An 18,371-nucleotide genomic window follows, 5' to 3' on the forward strand; every position below is an offset into this window, starting at 1 on the left:
TGTGTCGCGATAGGGCCGCACAGCGGCCCCGGCGATGTTAAGGCATACTACCGCCCTCCCCGGCCACCACCTTTCGCCTCCCCATGCGCATCCACGTCAGCTTCATCGACCGCGTCGGCATCACCCAGGAAGTCCTCGCCCTGCTCGGTGCCCGCCACCTCAACCTGGACGCCGTGGAGATGGTCCCGCCGAACGTCTACATCGACGCCCCCACCCTCAGCCCCGCCGTGCTCGAAGAACTGCATGACGCGCTATTCGAGGTGCAGGGCGTGCAATCGGTGGACGTGGTCGACATCCTTCCCGGCCAGCGCCGCCACCTGCAGCTCGATGCCCTGCTGGCAGCGATGAGCGACCCGGTGCTGGCGGTGGACAGCGCAGGCATGGTGCTGCTGGCCAACCCGGCGCTGATCGCCCTGTGCGGCCGCGAATCCGCCGGGCGCTCGGTGGGGGAACTGTTTGGCGACCCCGCGCTGCTGCAAGCGCTGCTGGACAACAACTTCCACCTGCCCATGCGCGAGATGCAGCTGAACGGCCAAAGCCTGCTGCTGGACGCCATGCCGATCACCAACGCCGGTGGCCTGCTGACGCTGTACCCCCCAACGCGCATGGGCGAACGCCTGTCGGCCCTGCACCACGACCATGCCGAAGGCTTCGATGCCCTGCTTGGCGAGTCGCCCGCCATCCGCACCCTCAAGGCCCGCGCCCTGCGCGTGGCGGCGCTCGATGCACCGCTGCTGGTGCATGGCGAAACCGGCACCGGCAAAGAGCTGGTAGCCCGCGCCTGCCATGCCATCAGCAGCCGCCACGCCGCACCGTTCCTGGCCCTGAACTGCGCCGCACTGCCCGAAAGCCTGGCCGAGAGCGAGTTGTTCGGTTACGCCCCCGGCGCCTTCACCGGCGCGCAACGCGGTGGCAAGCCCGGGCTGATGGAGCTGGCCAACCAGGGCACGGTGTTTCTCGATGAAATTGGCGAAATGTCGCCGTACCTGCAGGCCAAGCTGCTGCGTTTTCTCAGCGATGGCAGCTTCCGCCGGGTGGGCGGCGACCGCGAAGTGAAGGTGGATGTGCGCATCATCAGCGCCACCCACCGCGACCTGGAGCGCATGGTCGCCGAAGGCAGCTTCCGCGAAGACCTGTTCTACCGCCTCAACGTGCTCAACCTGCAGGTACCGCCCCTGCGCGACAGGGGCCAGGACATCCTGATGCTGGCGCACTTCTTCATGCAGCAAGCCTGCACACAGATCCAGCGCCCACCTTGCCGGCTCACCCCCGCCACCCACTCTGCACTGCTGGCCAACCCTTGGCCGGGCAATGTGCGCCAGCTACAGAACGTGATTTTCCGCGCAGCGGCCATCTGCGAGGGCAACCTGGTGGATATCGGCGACCTGGACATTGCCGGCACCTCGGTGGCCCGCGGGCAGGACGGCGAAGTGGCCAGCCTGGAACAGGCCGTGGGTGATTTCGAGCGCGAACTGTTACAGCGCCTGTATGCCAGTTACCCGTCGACACGGCAACTGGCCGGGCGCTTGCAAACTTCGCATACCGCTATTGCCCAGCGGCTGCGTAAGTATGGAATATCCGGGAAACTTTGATACGTGTCGTCAAAACCGACAGCTCATTCAGACTTTTCCTAGCCGCGTAGCCGCAATTGACTGGAGTGCTCGCCGTAGAATGGTGACATCGTAATTTCGCATGTCACCTTGAACGAAGAGTACCTTGATGTTTGAACTCGATTTTTACGGGACACTTGTAGCCGCCTCTTTAGTACTGCTATTGGGGCGCGGGCTGGTCGCACGCATTGGTTTTCTGCGCGTTTACAATATCCCGGAACCTGTTGCAGGCGGATTGGTCGTTGCCTTGGCGCTCTTGGCATTGCGCAGTTTCGATGTACAGGTCCAGTTTGATACCTCATTGCAAACACCGTTGATGCTGGCGTTCTTCGCCACCATCGGTTTGAGTGCAGACTTCGCCAGCCTGAAGAAAGGCGGGCGTGTGGTCGCCGTGTTCCTGCTGGTGGTGACTGGCTTGCTGCTGGTTCAGAACGCCATGGGCATCGGCCTGGCCACGGCCTTGGGGCTCGACCCACTGATGGGCCTGCTGGCCGGTTCGATCACCCTGTCGGGTGGGCACGGCACGGGCGCTGCCTGGGGCGCGACGTTCACCGAAAAGTTTGGCCTGGCTTCGGCTTCGGAACTGGCGGTGGCCTCTGCAACGTTCGGCCTGGTGCTGGGCGGTCTGATTGGTGGCCCGGTTGCCAGGCTGTTGATCAAGCGGGTAAAAACACACGGCATCGAAGAAGAAGCACCCCAACTGCCAAAAGGCTTTGAACAGCCGAATAAAGAGCGCCTGATTACATCATTTTCATTTATCGAAACCTTGGCACTGATTGCGGTCAGCTTGCTGGCGGGCACCTTGCTTAACGGTTTGTTGAAAGGCACTGCATTTGAATTACCGACCTTCGTGTGCGTGTTGTTCGTCGGCGTGATGTTGCGCAACGGTCTTTCCGCATTCGGCTTCTACCGTGTATTCGAGCGGGAAGTATCGGTACTGGGCAATGTCAGTTTGTCGCTGTTCCTGGCCATTGCCTTGATGTCGCTCAAATTGTGGGACCTGGCCGCACTGGCCTTACCCTTCTTCATCTTGCTGGCCGCGCAAACACTGGTCATGGCCCTGTTCGCGATCTTCGTGACGTTCAGGGTGATGGGCCGCAACTACGATGCAGCAGTACTGGCTGCCGGGCACTGCGGCTTCGGCCTGGGGGCGACGCCAACGGCCATCGCCAACATGCAGGCGGTAACCCAGCGCTACGGCGCCTCGCACATTGCCTTCCTGGTGGTGCCGATGGTGGGGGCATTCTTCATCGACATCATCAATGTGATCGTGATCAAGTTGTACCTGGCATTGCCCTTCCTTACTGGAGGTTGAACCCCCACAACCCTCACGTGTATCGATTTCAATACGACGGATTGAAATCGATACACACGCATTCGAATGCGTCTGCACAAGGGTTTGATCCCAAAACCCTTTCCCCCTTCTCGCCAACTGTAGCGTTTTCATTCCACAAGAATCACAAATACAGTTCAGTAATTTTCTAACTAGCTGATTTAAAAGGCTTTTTGTGATTGGCCGCAATATTGCTTAGGGAATCCCAACTCAAGAGCGCGGAGCCACCGCGCCCAACGCCCTGCTTCCCGAGGATTCCCCATGAGCGAGTTGCGTTTCACTGAAGATCACGAATGGCTGCACGTCGAAGCCGATGGCAGCGTCACCGTGGGCATCACCGCCTACGCCCAGAACGCCCTTGGCGATGTGGTTTTCGTGCAACTGCCCGAGTTGCAGCAGTATGAGAAAGGCAGCGAAGCGTCCACCGTCGAATCGGTCAAGGCCGCCAGCGGCGTGTACATGCCCCTGACCGGCGAAGTGGTCGAGGTCAACGGCCAGCTCGAAAGCAGCCCGGAACTGGTCAACGAAGACCCGATGGGCGAAGGCTGGTTCTTCCGCTTCAACCCGGCCGACATGAGCGAAGTCACCGCCCTGCTCGACCAGGACGCCTACGACCGCCTGATCAAAGCCAACGACGACGCCTGAGGAACCCCACCATGACCATCAACCTCAGCACCGCCAACGAATTCATCGCCCGCCACATCGGCCCGCGCGCCGCTGACGAGCAAGCCATGCTCTCGGCCCTGGGCTTCGACTCGCTGGACGCCATGACCGCCGCAGTCATCCCCGACAGCATCAAGGGCACCAGCGTACTTGGCTCGCACGACGGCCAGAGCGAAGCCGACGCGCTCGCCGCGCTAAAGGCCATCGCCGGCAAGAACCAGCTGTTCAAAAGCTACATCGGCCAGGGCTACTACAACACCCACACCCCGGCGCCGATCCTGCGCAACCTGCTGGAAAACCCGGCCTGGTACACCGCCTACACCCCGTACCAGCCAGAAATCTCCCAAGGCCGCCTGGAAGCCCTGCTGAACTTCCAGACCCTGATCAGCGACCTGACCGGCCTGCCGATCGCCAACGCCTCGCTGCTCGACGAAGCCACGGCGGCGGCCGAAGCCATGACCTTCTGCAAGCGCCTGTCGAAGAACAAGGCCAGCCATGCCTTCTTCGCCTCCGTGCACTGCCATCCGCAAACCCTCGACGTGCTGCGCACCCGTGCCGAGCCGCTGGGTATCGAGGTAGTCGTCGGCGACGAGCGCGAACTGGGCGATGTCAGCGCCTTCTTCGGCGCCCTGCTGCAATACCCGGCCAGCAACGGTGATGTGTTCGACTACCGTGAAGTGGTGCAGCGCTTCCACGCCGCCAACGCCCTGGTCGCCGTCGCGGCCGACCTGCTGGCCCTGACCCTGCTGACCCCACCGGGCGAGTTCGACGCCGACGTGGCCATCGGCAGCGCCCAGCGTTTTGGCGTACCACTGGGCTTCGGTGGCCCGCACGCGGCCTACTTCGCCACCCGTGACGCGTTCAAGCGCGACATGCCGGGCCGCCTGGTCGGCGTATCGATCGACCGCTTCGGCAAAACCGCCCTGCGCCTGGCCATGCAAACCCGCGAGCAGCATATCCGCCGCGAAAAGGCCACCAGCAACATCTGCACCGCCCAGGTGCTGCTGGCCAACATCGCCAGCATGTTTGCCGTGTACCACGGCCCGGCCGGCCTCAAACGCATTGCCGAGCGTACCCATGCGCTGACCGCGATCCTGGCCGCCGGCCTGAAGGCGCTGGGCGTACAGGTAGTGGGCGCCAGCGCCTTCGACACCCTGACCCTGGCGACTGGCACTGCCACCGCAACGCTGCATGACAAGGCACGCGCCCAGGGCATCAACCTGCGCCAGGTCGACGCCGCCCACGTGGGCCTGTCGCTGGACGAAACCAGCAGCCAGGCTGACGTAGAATCCCTGTGGCAGCTGTTCAGTGACGACAAGGCCCAGCCTGACTTCGCCGCCCTGGCCGCCAGCACCGGCTCGCTGCTGCCTGCCGCCCTGCTGCGCCAGTCGGCCATCCTCGAACACCCGGTGTTCAACCGTTACCACAGCGAAACCGAGCTGATGCGCTACCTGCGCCGCCTGGCCGACAAGGACCTGGCGCTGGACCGCAGCATGATCCCGCTGGGCTCGTGCACCATGAAGCTGAACGCCGCCAGCGAAATGATCCCGGTCACCTGGGCCGAGTTCGGCAACCTGCACCCATTCGCCCCGGCCGCGCAGAGCCAAGGCTACCTGCAGATGACCACCGAGCTGGAAGCCATGCTCTGCGCCGCCACCGGCTATGACGCCGTGTCGCTGCAGCCCAACGCCGGCTCCCAGGGCGAGTACGCAGGCCTGCTGGCCATCCGCGCCTACCACCGCAGCCGTGGCGAAAGCCACCGTGACATCTGCCTGATCCCGTCGTCCGCCCACGGCACCAACCCGGCCACCGCACACATGGCTGGCATGCGCGTCGTCGTCACCGCCTGTGACGCCCGCGGCAACGTCGATGTCGAGGACCTGCGCGCCAAGGCCATCGAGCACCGCGAGCGCCTGGCCGCGATCATGATCACCTACCCGTCGACCCACGGTGTGTTCGAGGAAGCGATCGGCGAAATCTGCGCGATCATCCACGACAACGGTGGCCAGGTGTACATCGACGGCGCCAACATGAACGCCATGGTCGGCCTGTGCGCACCGGGCAAGTTCGGCGGCGACGTGTCCCACCTGAACCTGCACAAGACCTTCTGCATCCCGCACGGTGGTGGCGGCCCGGGCGTTGGCCCGATTGGCGTCAAGTCGCACCTGGCGCCGTTCCTGCCAGGCCATGCGCAGCTGGAAAACACCGAAGGTGCGGTATGCGCCGCACCGTTCGGCAGCGCCAGCATCCTGCCGATCACCTGGATGTACATTCGCATGATGGGCGGTGCCGGCCTCAAGCGTGCTTCGCAGATGGCGATCCTCAACGCCAACTACATCGCCCGCCGCCTGGAAGAGCACTATCCTGTTCTGTATACCGGTGGCAATGGCCTGGTGGCCCACGAGTGCATCCTCGACCTGCGCCCGCTGAAGGACACCAGCGGCATCAGCGTCGACGACGTGGCCAAGCGCCTGATCGACTTCGGCTTCCACGCCCCGACCATGTCCTTCCCGGTGGCTGGCACGCTGATGATCGAACCGACCGAAAGCGAGGCCAAGGAAGAACTGGACCGCTTCTGCGACGCGATGATCCAGATCCGCGAAGAGATCCGTGCGGTCGAAAGCGGTAGCCTGGACAAGGACGACAACCCGCTGAAGAACGCCCCGCACACTGCGGCCGAGCTGGTTGGCGAGTGGGCCCACGGCTACAGCCGCGAGCAGGCGGTCTACCCGCTGCCAAGCCTGGTGGAAAGCAAGTACTGGCCGCCGGTCGGCCGGGTCGACAACGTGTTCGGCGACCGCAACCTGGTGTGCGCCTGCCCGTCGATCGAGAGCTATCAGGACGCCTGACGCGGCCTTGGAAAAGCTGGGGCCGCTTTGCGGCCCTTTCGCGACACAAGGCCGCTCCTACAAGGGCGGCACCTATCCCTGTAGGAGCGGCCTTGTGTCGCGAAAGGGCTGCGCAGCAGCCCCAAATCAGGAGGTCTCACCATGTCACTGAGCGTCTTCGACCTGTTCAAGATCGGCATCGGCCCCTCCAGCTCCCACACGGTCGGCCCGATGCGCGCCGCCGCGCGGTTCGCCGAAGGCCTGCGCCGCGACGGCCTGCTGGCCGGCACGGTTAGCGTCAAGGCCGAGCTGTATGGCTCCTTGGGCGCCACCGGCAAGGGCCACGGCAGTGACAAGGCCGTACTGCTAGGCCTTGAAGGTGAACACCCCGACACCGTCGACACCGACGCCATCCCCGGTCGCCTGCAGGCCATCCGCGAAAGCGGTCACATCAACTTGCTGGGCGAACAGCGCATTGCGTTCATCGAAAAGCAGCACCTGGCGATGATCCGCAAGCCGCTGGCCTACCACCCCAACGGCATGATCTTCCGCGCCTTCGATGACGCCGGTCTGCAAATCCGCAGCCGCGAATACTACTCGGTGGGCGGTGGTTTCGTGGTTGATGAGGACGCCGCCGGCCACGACCGCATCGTCGAGGACAGCACCGTGCTGCCCTACCCGTTCAAGACCGCCAAGGAACTGCTTGGCCACTGCACCACGCAGAACCTGTCGGTAAGCCAGGTGATGCTGGCCAACGAGGCCGCCTGGCGCCCGGAGGCACAGACCCGCGCCGGGCTGCTGCATATCTGGCAAGTGATGCAGGATTGCGTCGAAGCCGGTTGCCAGCATGAAGGCATCCTGCCGGGCGGGCTCAAGGTCAAGCGGCGGGCGCCAGCCCTGTACCGCCAGCTGAGCCGTCACCCAGAGGCCAGCCTGCGCGATGCGCTGTCGGTGCTCGACTGGGTCAACCTCTACGCCCTGGCAGTGAACGAGGAAAACGCCAATGGCGGGCGGGTGGTTACCGCCCCCACCAACGGCGCGGCGGGCATCGTCCCGGCGGTGCTGCACTACTACATGCGCTTCGTGCCGGGCGCCAGCGACGACGGGGTGGTGCGTTTTCTGCTCACCGCCGCGGCGATCGGCATCCTGTACAAGGAGAACGCTTCCATCTCCGGCGCCGAAGTGGGCTGCCAGGGCGAGGTTGGCGTGGCCTGTTCGATGGCCGCAGGGGCGCTGTGCGAAGTGATGGGTGGCAGCGTGCAACAGGTGGAGAACGCTGCGGAAATTGGCATGGAACACAACCTTGGCCTGACCTGCGACCCGATAGGCGGACTCGTACAGGTGCCCTGCATCGAGCGCAATGCCATGGGTTCGGTGAAAGCCATCAACGCGGTGCGCATGGCCTTGCGCGGCGACGGGCAGCACTTCGTGTCGCTCGACAAGGTCATCCGCACCATGCGCCAGACCGGCGCCGACATGAAAAGCAAATACAAGGAGACCGCCCGCGGCGGTCTTGCCGTCAACATCATCGAATGTTGACCCAACAATAAAACCAAGGAGTCACCGATGTCCGAAACACTGCTCAAGACCCCACTGCACGCCCTGCACCTGGAACTGGGTGCGCGCATGGTGCCGTTCGCCGGCTACGACATGCCGGTGCAGTACCCGCTGGGCGTGCTCAAGGAACACCTGCACACCCGCGAGCAGGCCGGCCTGTTCGATGTCTCGCACATGGGCCAGATCATCCTGCGCGGTGCCGAGGCCGCCAAGGCCCTGGAAAGCCTGGTGCCGGTGGATATCATCGACCTGCCGGTGGGCATGCAGCGCTATGCCATGTTCACCAATGAACAAGGCGGCATCCTTGACGACCTGATGGTTGCCAACCTGGGCGACGACACCCTGTTCCTGGTGGTGAACGCCGCCTGCAAGGACCAGGACCTGGCCCACCTGCAAACGCACATCGGCAGCCGTTGCGAAGTGCAGCCGTTGTTCGAGCAACGTGCCCTGCTCGCCCTGCAAGGGCCGGCAGCGGTCAAGGTGCTGGAGCGCCTGGCCCCGGAAGTGGCCGGCATGACCTTCATGCAGTTCCGCCCGGTAAAACTGCTGGGTGAAGACTGCTTCGTCAGCCGCTCGGGCTACACCGGCGAAGACGGCTACGAAATTTCGGTACCGGTGGACGCTGCCGACGCCTTGGCCCGCCACCTGCTGGATCAGCCCGAAGTACAGCCTATCGGCCTGGGCGCGCGCGACTCGCTGCGCCTGGAAGCCGGCCTGTGCCTGTATGGCCATGACATGAATACCGAAACCACCCCGATCGAAGCCAGCCTGTTGTGGGCGATTTCCAAGGTGCGCCGTGCCGACGGTGCACGTGCGGGCGGCTTCCCCGGCGCCGAAGCGATCTTTGCCCACCAGCGCGACGGTGTGGCACGCAAACGTGTCGGCCTGTTGCCGCAGGAGCGCACGCCGGTACGTGAAGGCGCGGATATTGTCGATGCAAACGATAAACCGGTGGGTAAAGTGTGCAGCGGCGGCTTTGGCCCGACACTCGGCGCACCTGTCGCAATGGGTTATATCGATAGTGAACATGCTGCACTCGACACCGCACTGTTTGCCGTGGTGCGCGGCAAGAAGGTTGCCTTGAAAGTCAGCAAAATGCCTTTCGTGGCGCAACGTTACTACCGTGGTTGAAACAGCTTTGTGAAGGTTATGGGCAGGTTCGACATATTCGTTTTCGAACCTGCCCAATAACTTTTGAACATGGCGCCAGGCCAGGCGCCATGCCGTTTCCGACAAATTGGTCGGTTATCGGCAAGCGGCCGATTTCCCATACGACCAAGGGCTTGTTTTTCGCTCGGGAGTTGTCGTAGAGTCTCAGCACTGTGTTTGCATGGGTCGCAACAGTTCGTGACCTGGGCCAGTAGCCGCAATTTGCTACAACCCGTTCGACGTCTCTTACTTTCCTGCAACCCAGCCCAGTAATCTTTCGCTTACAAACAAGTGCGAAAGTAACTGTCATAACAATTTAAGTTTCATAGGAATTAAGACAATGTCCCAGCGTCAGAACGGTACCGTCAAGTGGTTCAATGACGAAAAAGGTTACGGTTTCATCACCCCAGAGAGCGGTCCGGATCTGTTCGTGCACTTCCGCGCCATCCAAGGCAACGGCTTCAAGAGCCTGAAAGAAGGCCAGAAAGTGACCTTCGTTGCTGTACAAGGCCAAAAAGGCATGCAGGCTGACGAAGTCCAGCCAGAAGCCTGATACTTCTAAAAAAGAGCCCTTGCGTTGACGCGCAGGGGCTTTTTTTTGCGTGCAATTCCATAGAATGAGCTTTTTTCCTCTCTGGAGCTGCCCAGCGATGCCCAAGCCACACCTTCTCCCGCAGGGTGACTTCCCCGCCGCTGGCCTCGGCCGACGACTGGCTGCGATGTTCTACGACTTCCTGCTTTGTACTGCGCTGCTGATCGTGACCGCCGGTGCCTACAAACTGATCCAGATGGCGATCATTGGCGAAGCGCGCATGCGTGAGCTGACCGAAGCCGGCGCACTGGACGGCGACCCGCTACTGTCGACGGTACTGCTGTTCGCTTTGTTCGGCTTCTTTGCCAAGTTCTGGACCCATGGCGGGCAGACGCTGGGCATGCAGGTGTGGGGCGTGCGCGTGCAGAATGCCGATGGTTCGGCTATCAGCCTGTGGCAGGCATTGTTGCGTTTCGTAGTGTCGATTGCCTCTTGGCTGTGCCTGGGGCTGGGCTTTTTCTGGGTGCTGATCGACAAGCGCAAGCGTGGCTGGCATGACATCTATTCGGAAACCCAGCTGGTGCGGGTGCCTAAGCAGAAGAAGTAAGCCAAAGACTTGTATGGCCTGCTCGGGCCTCTTCGCGGGCGCGCCCGCTCCCACAGGTACAGCACAGGATCCGAAATCTGCGCGATCCCTGTGGGAGCGGGCATGCCCGCGAAGAGGCCAGCACAAGCCCACACCCATGAAAAAGCCGACCCTAGGGTCGGCTTTTTTGTGCAGCTCAGGCCACTACCCTGCCCGGCGCAACAACCACACACCCGCCAGCGCACAGATGGCAGCCGGGATCACCACTGCCAGCAGCGGCGGGAAACCGAACACCTGGCTCGAAGGCCCCAGCAGGTCCTGGGCGATGCGGAACACGAAGCCCACCAGTACACCGGTGAACACGCGCTGGCCAAGGGTTACCGAGCGCAGCGGGCCGAAGATGAAGGAAATCGCCATCAGCACCAGCGCCGCGGTGACCATCGGCTGCAGCACCTTGGTCCAGAACGCCAACCAGTAACGGGCGTTGTTCAGGCCCTGGTCGGACAGGTAGTGGATGTAATCCCACAACCCGGTAATGGACAGCGACTCCGGCGCCAGGATCACCGTATTGAGCAGTTCTGGCGTGAGCGAAACGTCCCAGCGCTCCTGCGGCGCGCTGACAACTTCGGTGTGGTCGCCACGGAAGTAGGTGGTACGCACGTCGGCGAGCAACCAGTGGTCGCTCTGGTACTGCGCGCGGCGGGCGAAGCTCGAGGTGACAATCTTGCGCTCGCTGTCGAAGCGGTAACGGGTCACACCCAGCAGCAGGCCATTGGGCTGCACGGCGTTGATGTGCACGTACTCTTCACCCTGGCGGTGCCACATACCGCGCTTGGAGCTTTGCGCCTCACCACCGCCCTGGGCCAGGGAACGGTCGGCCTGGGCCTTGTTCTCGGTCACCGGTGCCACGTATTCGCCGATCAGCAGGCCGACCAGCATCAGCACCAGCATCGGCTTCATCACCGCCCAGACGATGCGGCCGATGGACACCCCGGCCGCACGCATGATGGTCAGTTCGCTGCTGCTGGCCAGGCTGCCCAGGCCGATCAGGCAGCCGATCAAGGCGGCCATCGGCAGCATGTCGTACAGCCGCCGAGGTGCTGTAAGCAGGACGAAGTTGCCCGCTTCCATCACTGTGTAGGTGTCACTCAGGTCGCTCATCTCGTCGATGAAGGCGAACAGCGAGGCCAGGCCGAGGATGATGCCCAGCACAGCCAGGATGGCCAGCAGTACGCTCTGGCCGATGTAGCGGTCCAGCTTACCCATGGGCCACCTCCGCACGACGGGCGGCGCGCTTGAGGCGCATCGGCTCCCAGTACAACAGGCCGAGGCCGATCAGCAGGAACAGGCCGTGGACCCACCACATGCCCAGGCCAATCGGCAATTTGCCCTTCTCGAGGGCGCCGCGTACGGAAATCAGCATTGTCAGGTAGGCCATGTACAAGAGAATTGCCGGCAGCAGCTTGAGGAAGCGGCCCTGGCGGGGGTTGACCCGGGACAGCGGTACCGCCAACAGGGTAACCACAAATACCAGGATCGGCAGCGACAGCCGCCATTGCAGCTCGGCACGCTCCCGCAGGCCCTTCTTGCCGATAAGCTGGGAAGTGGGGATGGCTTCGCGCTCGGTCACTTCCTCGGCGACTTCCGGTTTGGGCAGCAGCACACCATAAGTGTCGTACTTGATCGCGCGGTAATCGGCCTGGCCCGGGTTCCCGTCATAGCGATAGCCGTTTTCCAGCACCAGGTAGCGGTTGCCGTCGGCCTGGATCTCCTGGTGACCTTTTTCAGCGACCAGTACCGATGGGGCGCGGTCCTTGGTCTTGTCCTGGTTGAAACGCTTCTCGGAGATGAACACCCCGGCCAGGTTGACGCGGTCGTCCGACAGCTGCTCGGTGTAGGTAACCCGCGAGCCGTCACGCAAAGTCTGGAAGCGGCCCGGCACCAGGGTGTCGAACTCGGTCAGCGTGTCCTGCTGAGCGATGATCTGCTGCACCTGGGCAACGCCCAACGGCGCAAGGCTCAGGCTCAGCCAGGCCACCAGCAGGGCGACCAGCGCCGCCGGCGCCATCGTCAGCCCCAACAGCCGCTGCTGGCTCATACCGGTTGCGGACAGCACGGTCATCTCGCTTTCCAGGTACAGCCGCCCGTAAGCCAGGAGAATGCCGAGGAACAGCCCCAGAGGCAGGATCAGTTGCAGGAAACCCGGCAGCCGGAAACCCATGATCAGGAACAGCACGCCCGGGTCGAGCACGCCTTGGGCCGCCTGGGCCAGATACTTGATGAAGCGCCCACTCATGATGATCACCAGCAGCACAGCGCTGACGGCGCTCAAGGTCACCAGGACCTCGCGGGACAGATAACGAAAGACGATCAAACCAGACACTCCTGGGTTGTCAGGGCGGACTGCCATGCAATGGCGCCAAACAATGACTTAGTACAGCCAAGACCAATGCCGGTTCGCCAAAGGCGAACCTCCATGTAAAGTGCGCGCATTATCCTGTGATTGACCGCGCCTGTCACTTGGCCGCGCATGAAGGCGCATAACGGGGTTGTCAGCACGCTTGCCGCAGGCTCAAACTGGCAGCTTTTCCGCTGGCGCGCGACTGTGCCGCCAGGCCCGTCCAGAGCGCTGGAACACACAGCGCCATTCGTATCGATCATTCGGGGACCCTGACATGGAACTGGTTGTAAAAAGCGTAGCTGCTGCATCCGTAAAAACCGCCACCCTGGTCATTCCGGTAGGTGAAAACCGCAAGCTGGGCGCTGTTGCCAAGGCTGTCGACCTTGCCAGCGAAGGTGCCATCAGCGCCGTGCTCAAGCGCGGCGACCTGGCTGGCAAGCCAGGCCAGACGCTGCTGCTGCAGAACCTGCAGGGCCTGAAAGCCGAGCGCGTGCTGCTGGTAGGCAGTGGCAAGGACGAAGCCCTGGGCGATCGCACCTGGCGCAAACTGGTCGCCAGCGTGGCCGGCGTGCTCAAGGGCCTGAATGGCGCCGATGCAGTGCTGGCCCTGGACGATGTCGCGGTCAACAACCGCGATGCACACTACGGCAAATACCGCCTGCTGGCCGAAACCCTGCTCGACGGCGAGTACGTGTTCGACCGCTTCAAGAGCCAGAAGGTCGAGCCACGCGCCCTGAAAAAAGTCACCCTGCTGGCCGACAAGGCCGGCCAGGCCGAGCTCGAGCGCGCCGTCAAGCACGCCAGCGCCATTGCCACCGGCATGGCCTTCACCCGCGACCTGGGCAACCTGCCGCCTAACCTGTGCCACCCAAGCTTCCTCGCCGAACAGGCCAAGGAGCTGGGCAAGGCGCACAAGGGGCTGAAGGTCGAGGTGCTGGACGAGAAGAAGATCAAGGACCTGGGCATGGGCGCGTTCTACGCCGTGGGCCAGGGCAGCGACCAGCCACCCCGCCTGATCGTGCTCAACTACCAGGGCGGCAAAAAGGCTGACAAGCCGTTCGTGCTGGTGGGCAAGGGCATCACCTTCGATACCGGCGGCATCAGCCTCAAGCCAGGCGCCGGCATGGACGAAATGAAGTACGACATGTGCGGTGCTGCCAGCGTGTTCGGCACCCTGCGTGCGGTGCTCGAACTGCAACTGCCAATCAACCTGGTGTGCCTGCTGGCCTGTGCCGAGAACATGCCAAGCGGCGGCGCCACCCGCCCAGGTGACATCGTCACCACCATGAGCGGCCAGACCGTGGAAATCCTCAACACCGACGCCGAAGGCCGCCTGGTGCTGTGCGACACCCTGACCTACGCCGAGCGCTTCAAGCCGCAGGCGGTGATCGACATCGCCACCCTGACCGGCGCCTGCATCGTCGCCCTGGGCAGCCACACCACCGGCCTGATGGGCAACAACGACGACCTGGTCGGCCAGTTGCTCGACGCCGGCAAGCGCGCCGACGACCGTGCCTGGCAGCTGCCGCTGTTCGATGAATACCAGGAGCAGCTGGACAGCCCGTTCGCCGACATGGGCAACATCGGCGGGCCGAAGGCCGGCACCATCACCGCAGGCTGCTTCCTGTCGCGCTTCGCCAAGGCCTACAACTGGGCGCACATGGACATCGCCGGTACCGCCTGGATCAGTGGTGGCAAGGACAAAGGCGCCACAGGCCGCCCGGTGCCCCTGCTGACCCAGTACCTGCTGGACCGCGCTGGCGCCTGACGCCTGAGGCCGGGGGTGCCTTGCGCACCACCGGCCGGCGATTACAAACATGAGCAAAGTCGACTTCTACATCTTGCCCACCGACTCGCTGTCGGCGCGGCTCGATTTCGCCTGCAAACTGTGCGAAAAGGCCTGGCGCCTCGGCCACCGGGTCTATCTGCATTGCCAGGATGAAGAACAGCGCAGCGAGCTGGACCTGCGTCTGTGGCGCTTCAAGGGCGAGGCCTTCGTGCCCCACGACCTGGCCGAGCTGCATGCCGATGCCGGCGTGGCCCTTGGCCTGGCTGACAACGCGGGCGAGCACCGCGACCTGCTGATCAACCTGGGGGCCGGCGTGCCGGGCTTCGTCGGCCAGTTCGAGCGGGTGGCCGAAATCGTGGTCGAAGAGCCTGGCATCCGCCAATCAGCCCGTGAGCGATTCCGTTTCTACCGCGAACAGGGCTATGCTCTGCAAGACCACCGCTTACAGCGACTTTGACGACGATGGACAAGCCCTCACCTTTGCCCGACTCCGCCCATCTGCTCGATGACCTCGAGTCGATCCGCCAGCTGCTTGGCGACGCCGACCTGCAACCGCCGCTGCTGACCGAGACGGTGGAGCAGATCCCGTTGCTGCTGGAAGAACCTGCCGGTAACCCTGCGCCAGTCGTCGAGCCGGTAGCCGCCCAGCCCGAGGACGACTCGCAGACACGCCGGCAGGACACCCTGCTGCACCTGGAAAGCGAGCTGCGCGCAGCGGCGCAGATGATCATGCAGGACGTGATCAACGACTTCACCCCGCATATCGAGAACGAGATCAAGCGCCGGCTGGATGCGCGGATCGAGCGGTTGATCAAGCGTACCGAGTGATATTCCGGGGCCGCTTTGCGGCCCATTCGCGGCACAAGGCCGCTCCTACAGGGATCGCGGTGCCTGTAGGAGCGGCCTTGTGCCGCGAATGGGCTGCAAAGCAGCCCCAGCGGCTGTCGCCTCAACACCCCAGCTTGGTTATACTTCCCGGCTTTCCCGAATAAATGCACAGGGTCCCGCCGCGCATGGATAAGACCTACCAGCCGCACGCCATCGAAACTTCCTGGTACAACACCTGGGAGTCCGAGAACTATTTCGCCCCACAAGGTGCAGGCGAGTCCTACACCATCATGATCCCGCCGCCGAACGTGACCGGCAGCCTGCACATGGGCCACGGGTTCAACAACGCGATCATGGATGCCCTGATCCGTTTCCGCCGCATGCAAGGCCGCGACACGCTGTGGCAGCCAGGTACCGACCACGCCGGTATCGCCACCCAGATGCTGGTCGAGCGCCAGCTCGAAGCCAAGGGCCAGAACCGCCATGACCTGGGCCGCGAGAAGTTCCTGGAAAAAGTCTGGGAATGGAAGGACCAGTCCGGTGGCAACATCAGCCGCCAGATCCGCCGCCTGGGCTCGTCTGTAGACTGGAGCCGCGAGCGTTTCACCATGGACGACGGCCTGTCCGAAGCAGTCAAGGAAGCCTTCGTGCGCCTGCATGAAGACGGCTTGATCTACCGCGGCAAGCGCCTGGTCAACTGGGACACCAAGCTGCACACGGCCATCTCCGACCTCGAAGTGGAAAACCACGACGAAAAAGGCCACCTGTGGAACCTGCGCTACCCGCTGGCCGACGGCGCCAAGACCGCCGAGGGCCTGGACTACCTGGTGGTTGCCACCACCCGTCCGGAAACCCTGCTGGGTGACGCGGCCGTTGCGGTCAACCCGACCGACGAACGCTACCAGGCGCTGATCGGCAAGTTCGTCGAACTGCCGCTGGTTGGCCGCCGCATTCCGATCATCGCCGACGACTACTGCGACCCTGAGTTCGGTACCGGCTGCGTGAAGATCACCCCGGCTCACGACTTCAACGACTACGAAGTCGGCAAGCGCCACAACCTGCCGCTGCTGAACATCTTCGACAAGAATGCCTTCGTGCTGGCCAGCGCCCAGGCCTTCAACCTCGACGGCAGCATCAACGAGCAGGTCGACACCCGCCTGCCGGCCCAGTACGCCAACCTCGACCGCTTCGTCGCGCGCAAGCAGATCGTTGCCGACCTGGACGCCCAGGGCCTGCTGGTGAGCATCGACGACCACGCCCTGAAAGTGCCGAAAGGCGACCGTTCGGGCACCGTCATCGAGCCGTGGCTGACCGACCAGTGGTACGTCTCCACCAAGCCGCTGGCAGAACCTGCCATTGCTGCCGTGGAAGATGGCCGTATCCAGTTCGTGCCCAAGCAGTACGAGAACATGTACTTCTCCTGGATGCGTGACATCCAGGACTGGTGCATCAGCCGCCAGCTGTGGTGGGGCCACCGCATCCCGGCGTGGTACGACGAGGCCGGCCAGGTCTACGTTGGCCGCGACGAGGCAGAAGTGCGTGCCAAGCACAATCTGGGCGCCGACGTGGCCCTGCGCCAGGACGACGACGTACTCGACACCTGGTTCAGCTCGGGCCTGTGGACCTTCTCCACCCTGGGCTGGCCGGAGCAGACCGAGTTTCTCAAGAAGTTCCACTCCACCGATGTGCTGGTGACCGGCTTCGACATCATCTTCTTCTGGGTTGCGCGCATGATCATGCTGACCATGCACCTGATCAAGAACGAAGACGGCACCCCGCAGGTACCGTTCAAGACCGTGTACGTGCACGGCCTGGTGCGTGACGGCCAGGGCCAGAAGATGTCCAAGTCCAAGGGCAACGTCCTCGACCCGCTGGACATCGTCGACGGCATTACCCTCGACGCCCTGCTGGAAAAACGCACCAGCGGCATGATGCAGCCCAAGCTTGCCGAGAAGATCGCCAAGCAGACCAAGGCCGAGTTCCCCGAAGGTATTGCCAGCTACGGCACCGACGCCCTGCGCTTCACCTTCTGCTCGCTGGCCTCCACCGGCCGCGACATCAAGTTCGACATGGGCCGCGTCGAAGGCTACCGCAACTTCTGCAACAAGATCTGGAACGCCGCCCGCTACGTGCTGGACAAGGGCGAGGACTGCGGCCAGAACGGCGAAGCCTACGAGCTGTCGCTGGCCGACCGCTGGATCATCTCGCAGCTGCAGCGCACCGAAGCCGAAGTGACCCGCCAGCTGGAGCAGTTCCGCTTCGACCTGGCCAGCCAGGCGCTGTACGAGTTCATCTGGAACCAGTACTGCGACTGGTACCTGGAGCTGTCCAAGCCGGTACTGTGGGACGAAAACGCCCCGGTCGAGCGCGCCCGCGGCACCCGTCGCACCCTGGTTCGCGTACTGGAAGTGGCACTGCGCCTGGCGCACCCGTTCATGCCGTTCATTACCGAAGAAATCTGGCAGCGCATCGCGCCGCTGGCCGGTATCGAAGGCAAGACCATCATGCTGCAGCCGTGGCCGGTGGCCAATGAAAGCCGCATCGATGTGGCTGCCGAAGGCGACATCGAGTGGCTGAAGGAACTGATGGTCGGCCTGCGCAATATCCGCGCCGAAATGAACATCGGCCCGGGCAAGCCGCTGCCGCTGTTCCTGAAGAACGCCAACGCCGACGACCAGCGCCGCCTGCACGAAAACGAAGCGCTGCTGAAGAAGCTGGCCAAGGTCGAGTCGTTCACCGTCCTTGGCGATGCCGACGAAGCGCCGCTGTCGGCCACGGCCCTGGTCGGTGACCTGCAAGTGCTGGTGCCAATGGCCGGCCTGATCGACAAGGATGCCGAGCTGGCGCGCCTGAACAAGGAAATCCAGCGCCTGCAAGGCGAAGTCGCGCGCGTGGGTGGCAAGCTGTCCAATGCCGCCTTCGTCGACAAGGCACCGCCTGCGGTGATCGAGAAGGAACGCGCCAAGCTGGCCGAGTCCGAACAGGCCCTGGCCAACTTCACCGAGCAGCATGCGCGGATTGCAGCGCTCTAATCACTAGAGAGACCGTCGGGGCCGCTGCGCGGCCCTTTCGCGACACAAGGCCGCTCCCACAGG

At 63.4% G+C, this 18,371-nt stretch carries 14 protein-coding genes; 12 read left to right on the top strand and 2 right to left on the bottom strand.

Translation table 11 applies throughout. The features are described from left to right. The first annotated feature begins 83 nt into the window (after positions 1 to 83). The 8 genes from AK81_RS03695 (at position 84) to AK81_RS03730 (ending at position 10,279) form a co-directional block, all read left to right on the top strand. The gene (locus AK81_RS03695; protein ID WP_043196858.1) at positions 84 to 1,592 is read left to right on the top strand and encodes a sigma-54-dependent transcriptional regulator; all 1,509 of its coding nucleotides are present in this window, start codon (positions 84 to 86) and stop codon (positions 1,590 to 1,592) included. A 127-nt stretch (positions 1,593 to 1,719) separates the two neighbouring features. Then, positions 1,720 to 2,925, top strand: a complete 1,206-nt coding sequence (gene gltS / locus AK81_RS03700) for a sodium/glutamate symporter (RefSeq protein ID WP_043196860.1) — start codon at positions 1,720 to 1,722, stop codon at positions 2,923 to 2,925. Between the two features lie 279 nt (positions 2,926 to 3,204). Then, positions 3,205 to 3,588 (top strand): glycine cleavage system protein GcvH, encoded by a 384-nt coding sequence (gene gcvH, locus AK81_RS03705; RefSeq protein WP_043196861.1) that lies wholly within the window; start codon positions 3,205 to 3,207, stop codon positions 3,586 to 3,588. Between the two features lie 11 nt (positions 3,589 to 3,599). After that, complete coding sequence (gcvP, locus tag AK81_RS03710) at positions 3,600 to 6,455, top strand: aminomethyl-transferring glycine dehydrogenase (RefSeq protein WP_043196862.1); 2,856 nt, start codon at positions 3,600 to 3,602, stop codon at positions 6,453 to 6,455. A gap of 141 nt (positions 6,456 to 6,596) precedes the next feature. After that, positions 6,597 to 7,973 (top strand): L-serine ammonia-lyase, encoded by a 1,377-nt coding sequence (locus AK81_RS03715; RefSeq protein ID WP_043196863.1) that lies wholly within the window; start codon positions 6,597 to 6,599, stop codon positions 7,971 to 7,973. A 27-nt stretch (positions 7,974 to 8,000) separates the two neighbouring features. Beyond that, complete coding sequence (gene gcvT / locus AK81_RS03720; RefSeq protein ID WP_043196864.1) at positions 8,001 to 9,122, top strand: glycine cleavage system aminomethyltransferase GcvT; 1,122 nt, start codon at positions 8,001 to 8,003, stop codon at positions 9,120 to 9,122. A 358-nt stretch (positions 9,123 to 9,480) separates the two neighbouring features. Further along, complete coding sequence (locus AK81_RS03725; RefSeq protein WP_043196865.1) at positions 9,481 to 9,693, top strand: cold-shock protein; 213 nt, start codon at positions 9,481 to 9,483, stop codon at positions 9,691 to 9,693. Between the two features lie 97 nt (positions 9,694 to 9,790). Further along, positions 9,791 to 10,279: an RDD family protein gene (locus tag AK81_RS03730; protein ID WP_043196867.1), complete on the top strand. Its 489-nt coding sequence runs from the start codon at positions 9,791 to 9,793 to the stop codon at positions 10,277 to 10,279. 183 nt (positions 10,280 to 10,462) lie between these two features. Here AK81_RS03730 and lptG read toward each other — a convergent pair whose 3' ends face one another. Next, a complete protein-coding gene (gene lptG, locus AK81_RS03735; protein ID WP_043196869.1) occupies positions 10,463 to 11,524 on the bottom strand; it encodes an LPS export ABC transporter permease LptG in 1,062 nt (353 codons plus the stop codon). Then, positions 11,517 to 12,632 carry an LPS export ABC transporter permease LptF gene (gene lptF, locus AK81_RS03740; RefSeq protein ID WP_043196870.1) on the bottom strand — a complete coding sequence of 372 codons (1,116 nt, stop codon included), beginning with the start codon at positions 12,630 to 12,632 and terminating at the stop codon, positions 11,517 to 11,519. Before lptF ends, lptG begins: the two co-directional genes overlap by 8 nt. A gap of 301 nt (positions 12,633 to 12,933) precedes the next feature. Between lptF and AK81_RS03745 the strand changes: the two genes are divergently transcribed. The 4 genes from AK81_RS03745 to AK81_RS03760 all read left to right on the top strand — a co-directional run bounded on the left by AK81_RS03745 (position 12,934) and on the right by AK81_RS03760 (position 18,308). Then, positions 12,934 to 14,427, top strand: a complete 1,494-nt coding sequence (locus tag AK81_RS03745) for a leucyl aminopeptidase (RefSeq protein ID WP_043196871.1) — start codon at positions 12,934 to 12,936, stop codon at positions 14,425 to 14,427. Between the two features lie 49 nt (positions 14,428 to 14,476). Further along, positions 14,477 to 14,905 carry a DNA polymerase III subunit chi gene (locus tag AK81_RS03750; RefSeq protein ID WP_043196872.1) on the top strand — a complete coding sequence of 143 codons (429 nt, stop codon included), beginning with the start codon at positions 14,477 to 14,479 and terminating at the stop codon, positions 14,903 to 14,905. 5 nt (positions 14,906 to 14,910) lie between these two features. Beyond that, on the top strand, positions 14,911 to 15,276 hold the full coding sequence (locus AK81_RS03755; RefSeq protein ID WP_043196873.1) for a hypothetical protein: 366 nt from the start codon (positions 14,911 to 14,913) through the stop codon (positions 15,274 to 15,276). Positions 15,277 to 15,461: 185 nt separating this feature from the next. After that, positions 15,462 to 18,308: a valine--tRNA ligase gene (locus AK81_RS03760; protein ID WP_043196875.1), complete on the top strand. Its 2,847-nt coding sequence runs from the start codon at positions 15,462 to 15,464 to the stop codon at positions 18,306 to 18,308. Positions 18,309 to 18,371 lie beyond the last annotated feature (63 nt).

The sequence above is a fragment of the Pseudomonas putida W15Oct28 genome, from assembly GCF_000708715.2.
Taxonomy (GTDB): Bacteria; Pseudomonadota; Gammaproteobacteria; order Pseudomonadales; family Pseudomonadaceae; genus Aquipseudomonas; species Aquipseudomonas putida_R.

Excerpts from the sequence above, each read along its gene's own strand:
- AK81_RS03750 (WP_043196872.1), top strand. The coding sequence starts at position 14,477 with ATGAGCAAAGTCGACTTCTACATCTTGCCCACCGACTCGCTGTCGGCG.
- AK81_RS03725 (WP_043196865.1), top strand. The coding sequence starts at position 9,481 with ATGTCCCAGCGTCAGAACGGTACCGTCAAGTGGTTCAATGACGAAAAA.
- AK81_RS03730 (WP_043196867.1), top strand. The coding sequence starts at position 9,791 with ATGCCCAAGCCACACCTTCTCCCGCAGGGTGACTTCCCCGCCGCTGGC.
- AK81_RS03715 (WP_043196863.1), top strand. The coding sequence starts at position 6,597 with ATGTCACTGAGCGTCTTCGACCTGTTCAAGATCGGCATCGGCCCCTCC.
- AK81_RS03755 (WP_043196873.1), top strand. The coding sequence starts at position 14,911 with ATGGACAAGCCCTCACCTTTGCCCGACTCCGCCCATCTGCTCGATGAC.
- AK81_RS03695 (WP_043196858.1), top strand. The coding sequence starts at position 84 with ATGCGCATCCACGTCAGCTTCATCGACCGCGTCGGCATCACCCAGGAA.
- AK81_RS03760 (WP_043196875.1), top strand. The coding sequence starts at position 15,462 with ATGGATAAGACCTACCAGCCGCACGCCATCGAAACTTCCTGGTACAAC.
- gcvP (WP_043196862.1), top strand. The coding sequence starts at position 3,600 with ATGACCATCAACCTCAGCACCGCCAACGAATTCATCGCCCGCCACATC.
- gcvH (WP_043196861.1), top strand. The coding sequence starts at position 3,205 with ATGAGCGAGTTGCGTTTCACTGAAGATCACGAATGGCTGCACGTCGAA.
- gcvT (WP_043196864.1), top strand. The coding sequence starts at position 8,001 with ATGTCCGAAACACTGCTCAAGACCCCACTGCACGCCCTGCACCTGGAA.
- AK81_RS03745 (WP_043196871.1), top strand. The coding sequence starts at position 12,934 with ATGGAACTGGTTGTAAAAAGCGTAGCTGCTGCATCCGTAAAAACCGCC.
- lptG (WP_043196869.1), bottom strand. The coding sequence starts at position 11,524 with ATGGGTAAGCTGGACCGCTACATCGGCCAGAGCGTACTGCTGGCCATC.
- gltS (WP_043196860.1), top strand. The coding sequence starts at position 1,720 with ATGTTTGAACTCGATTTTTACGGGACACTTGTAGCCGCCTCTTTAGTA.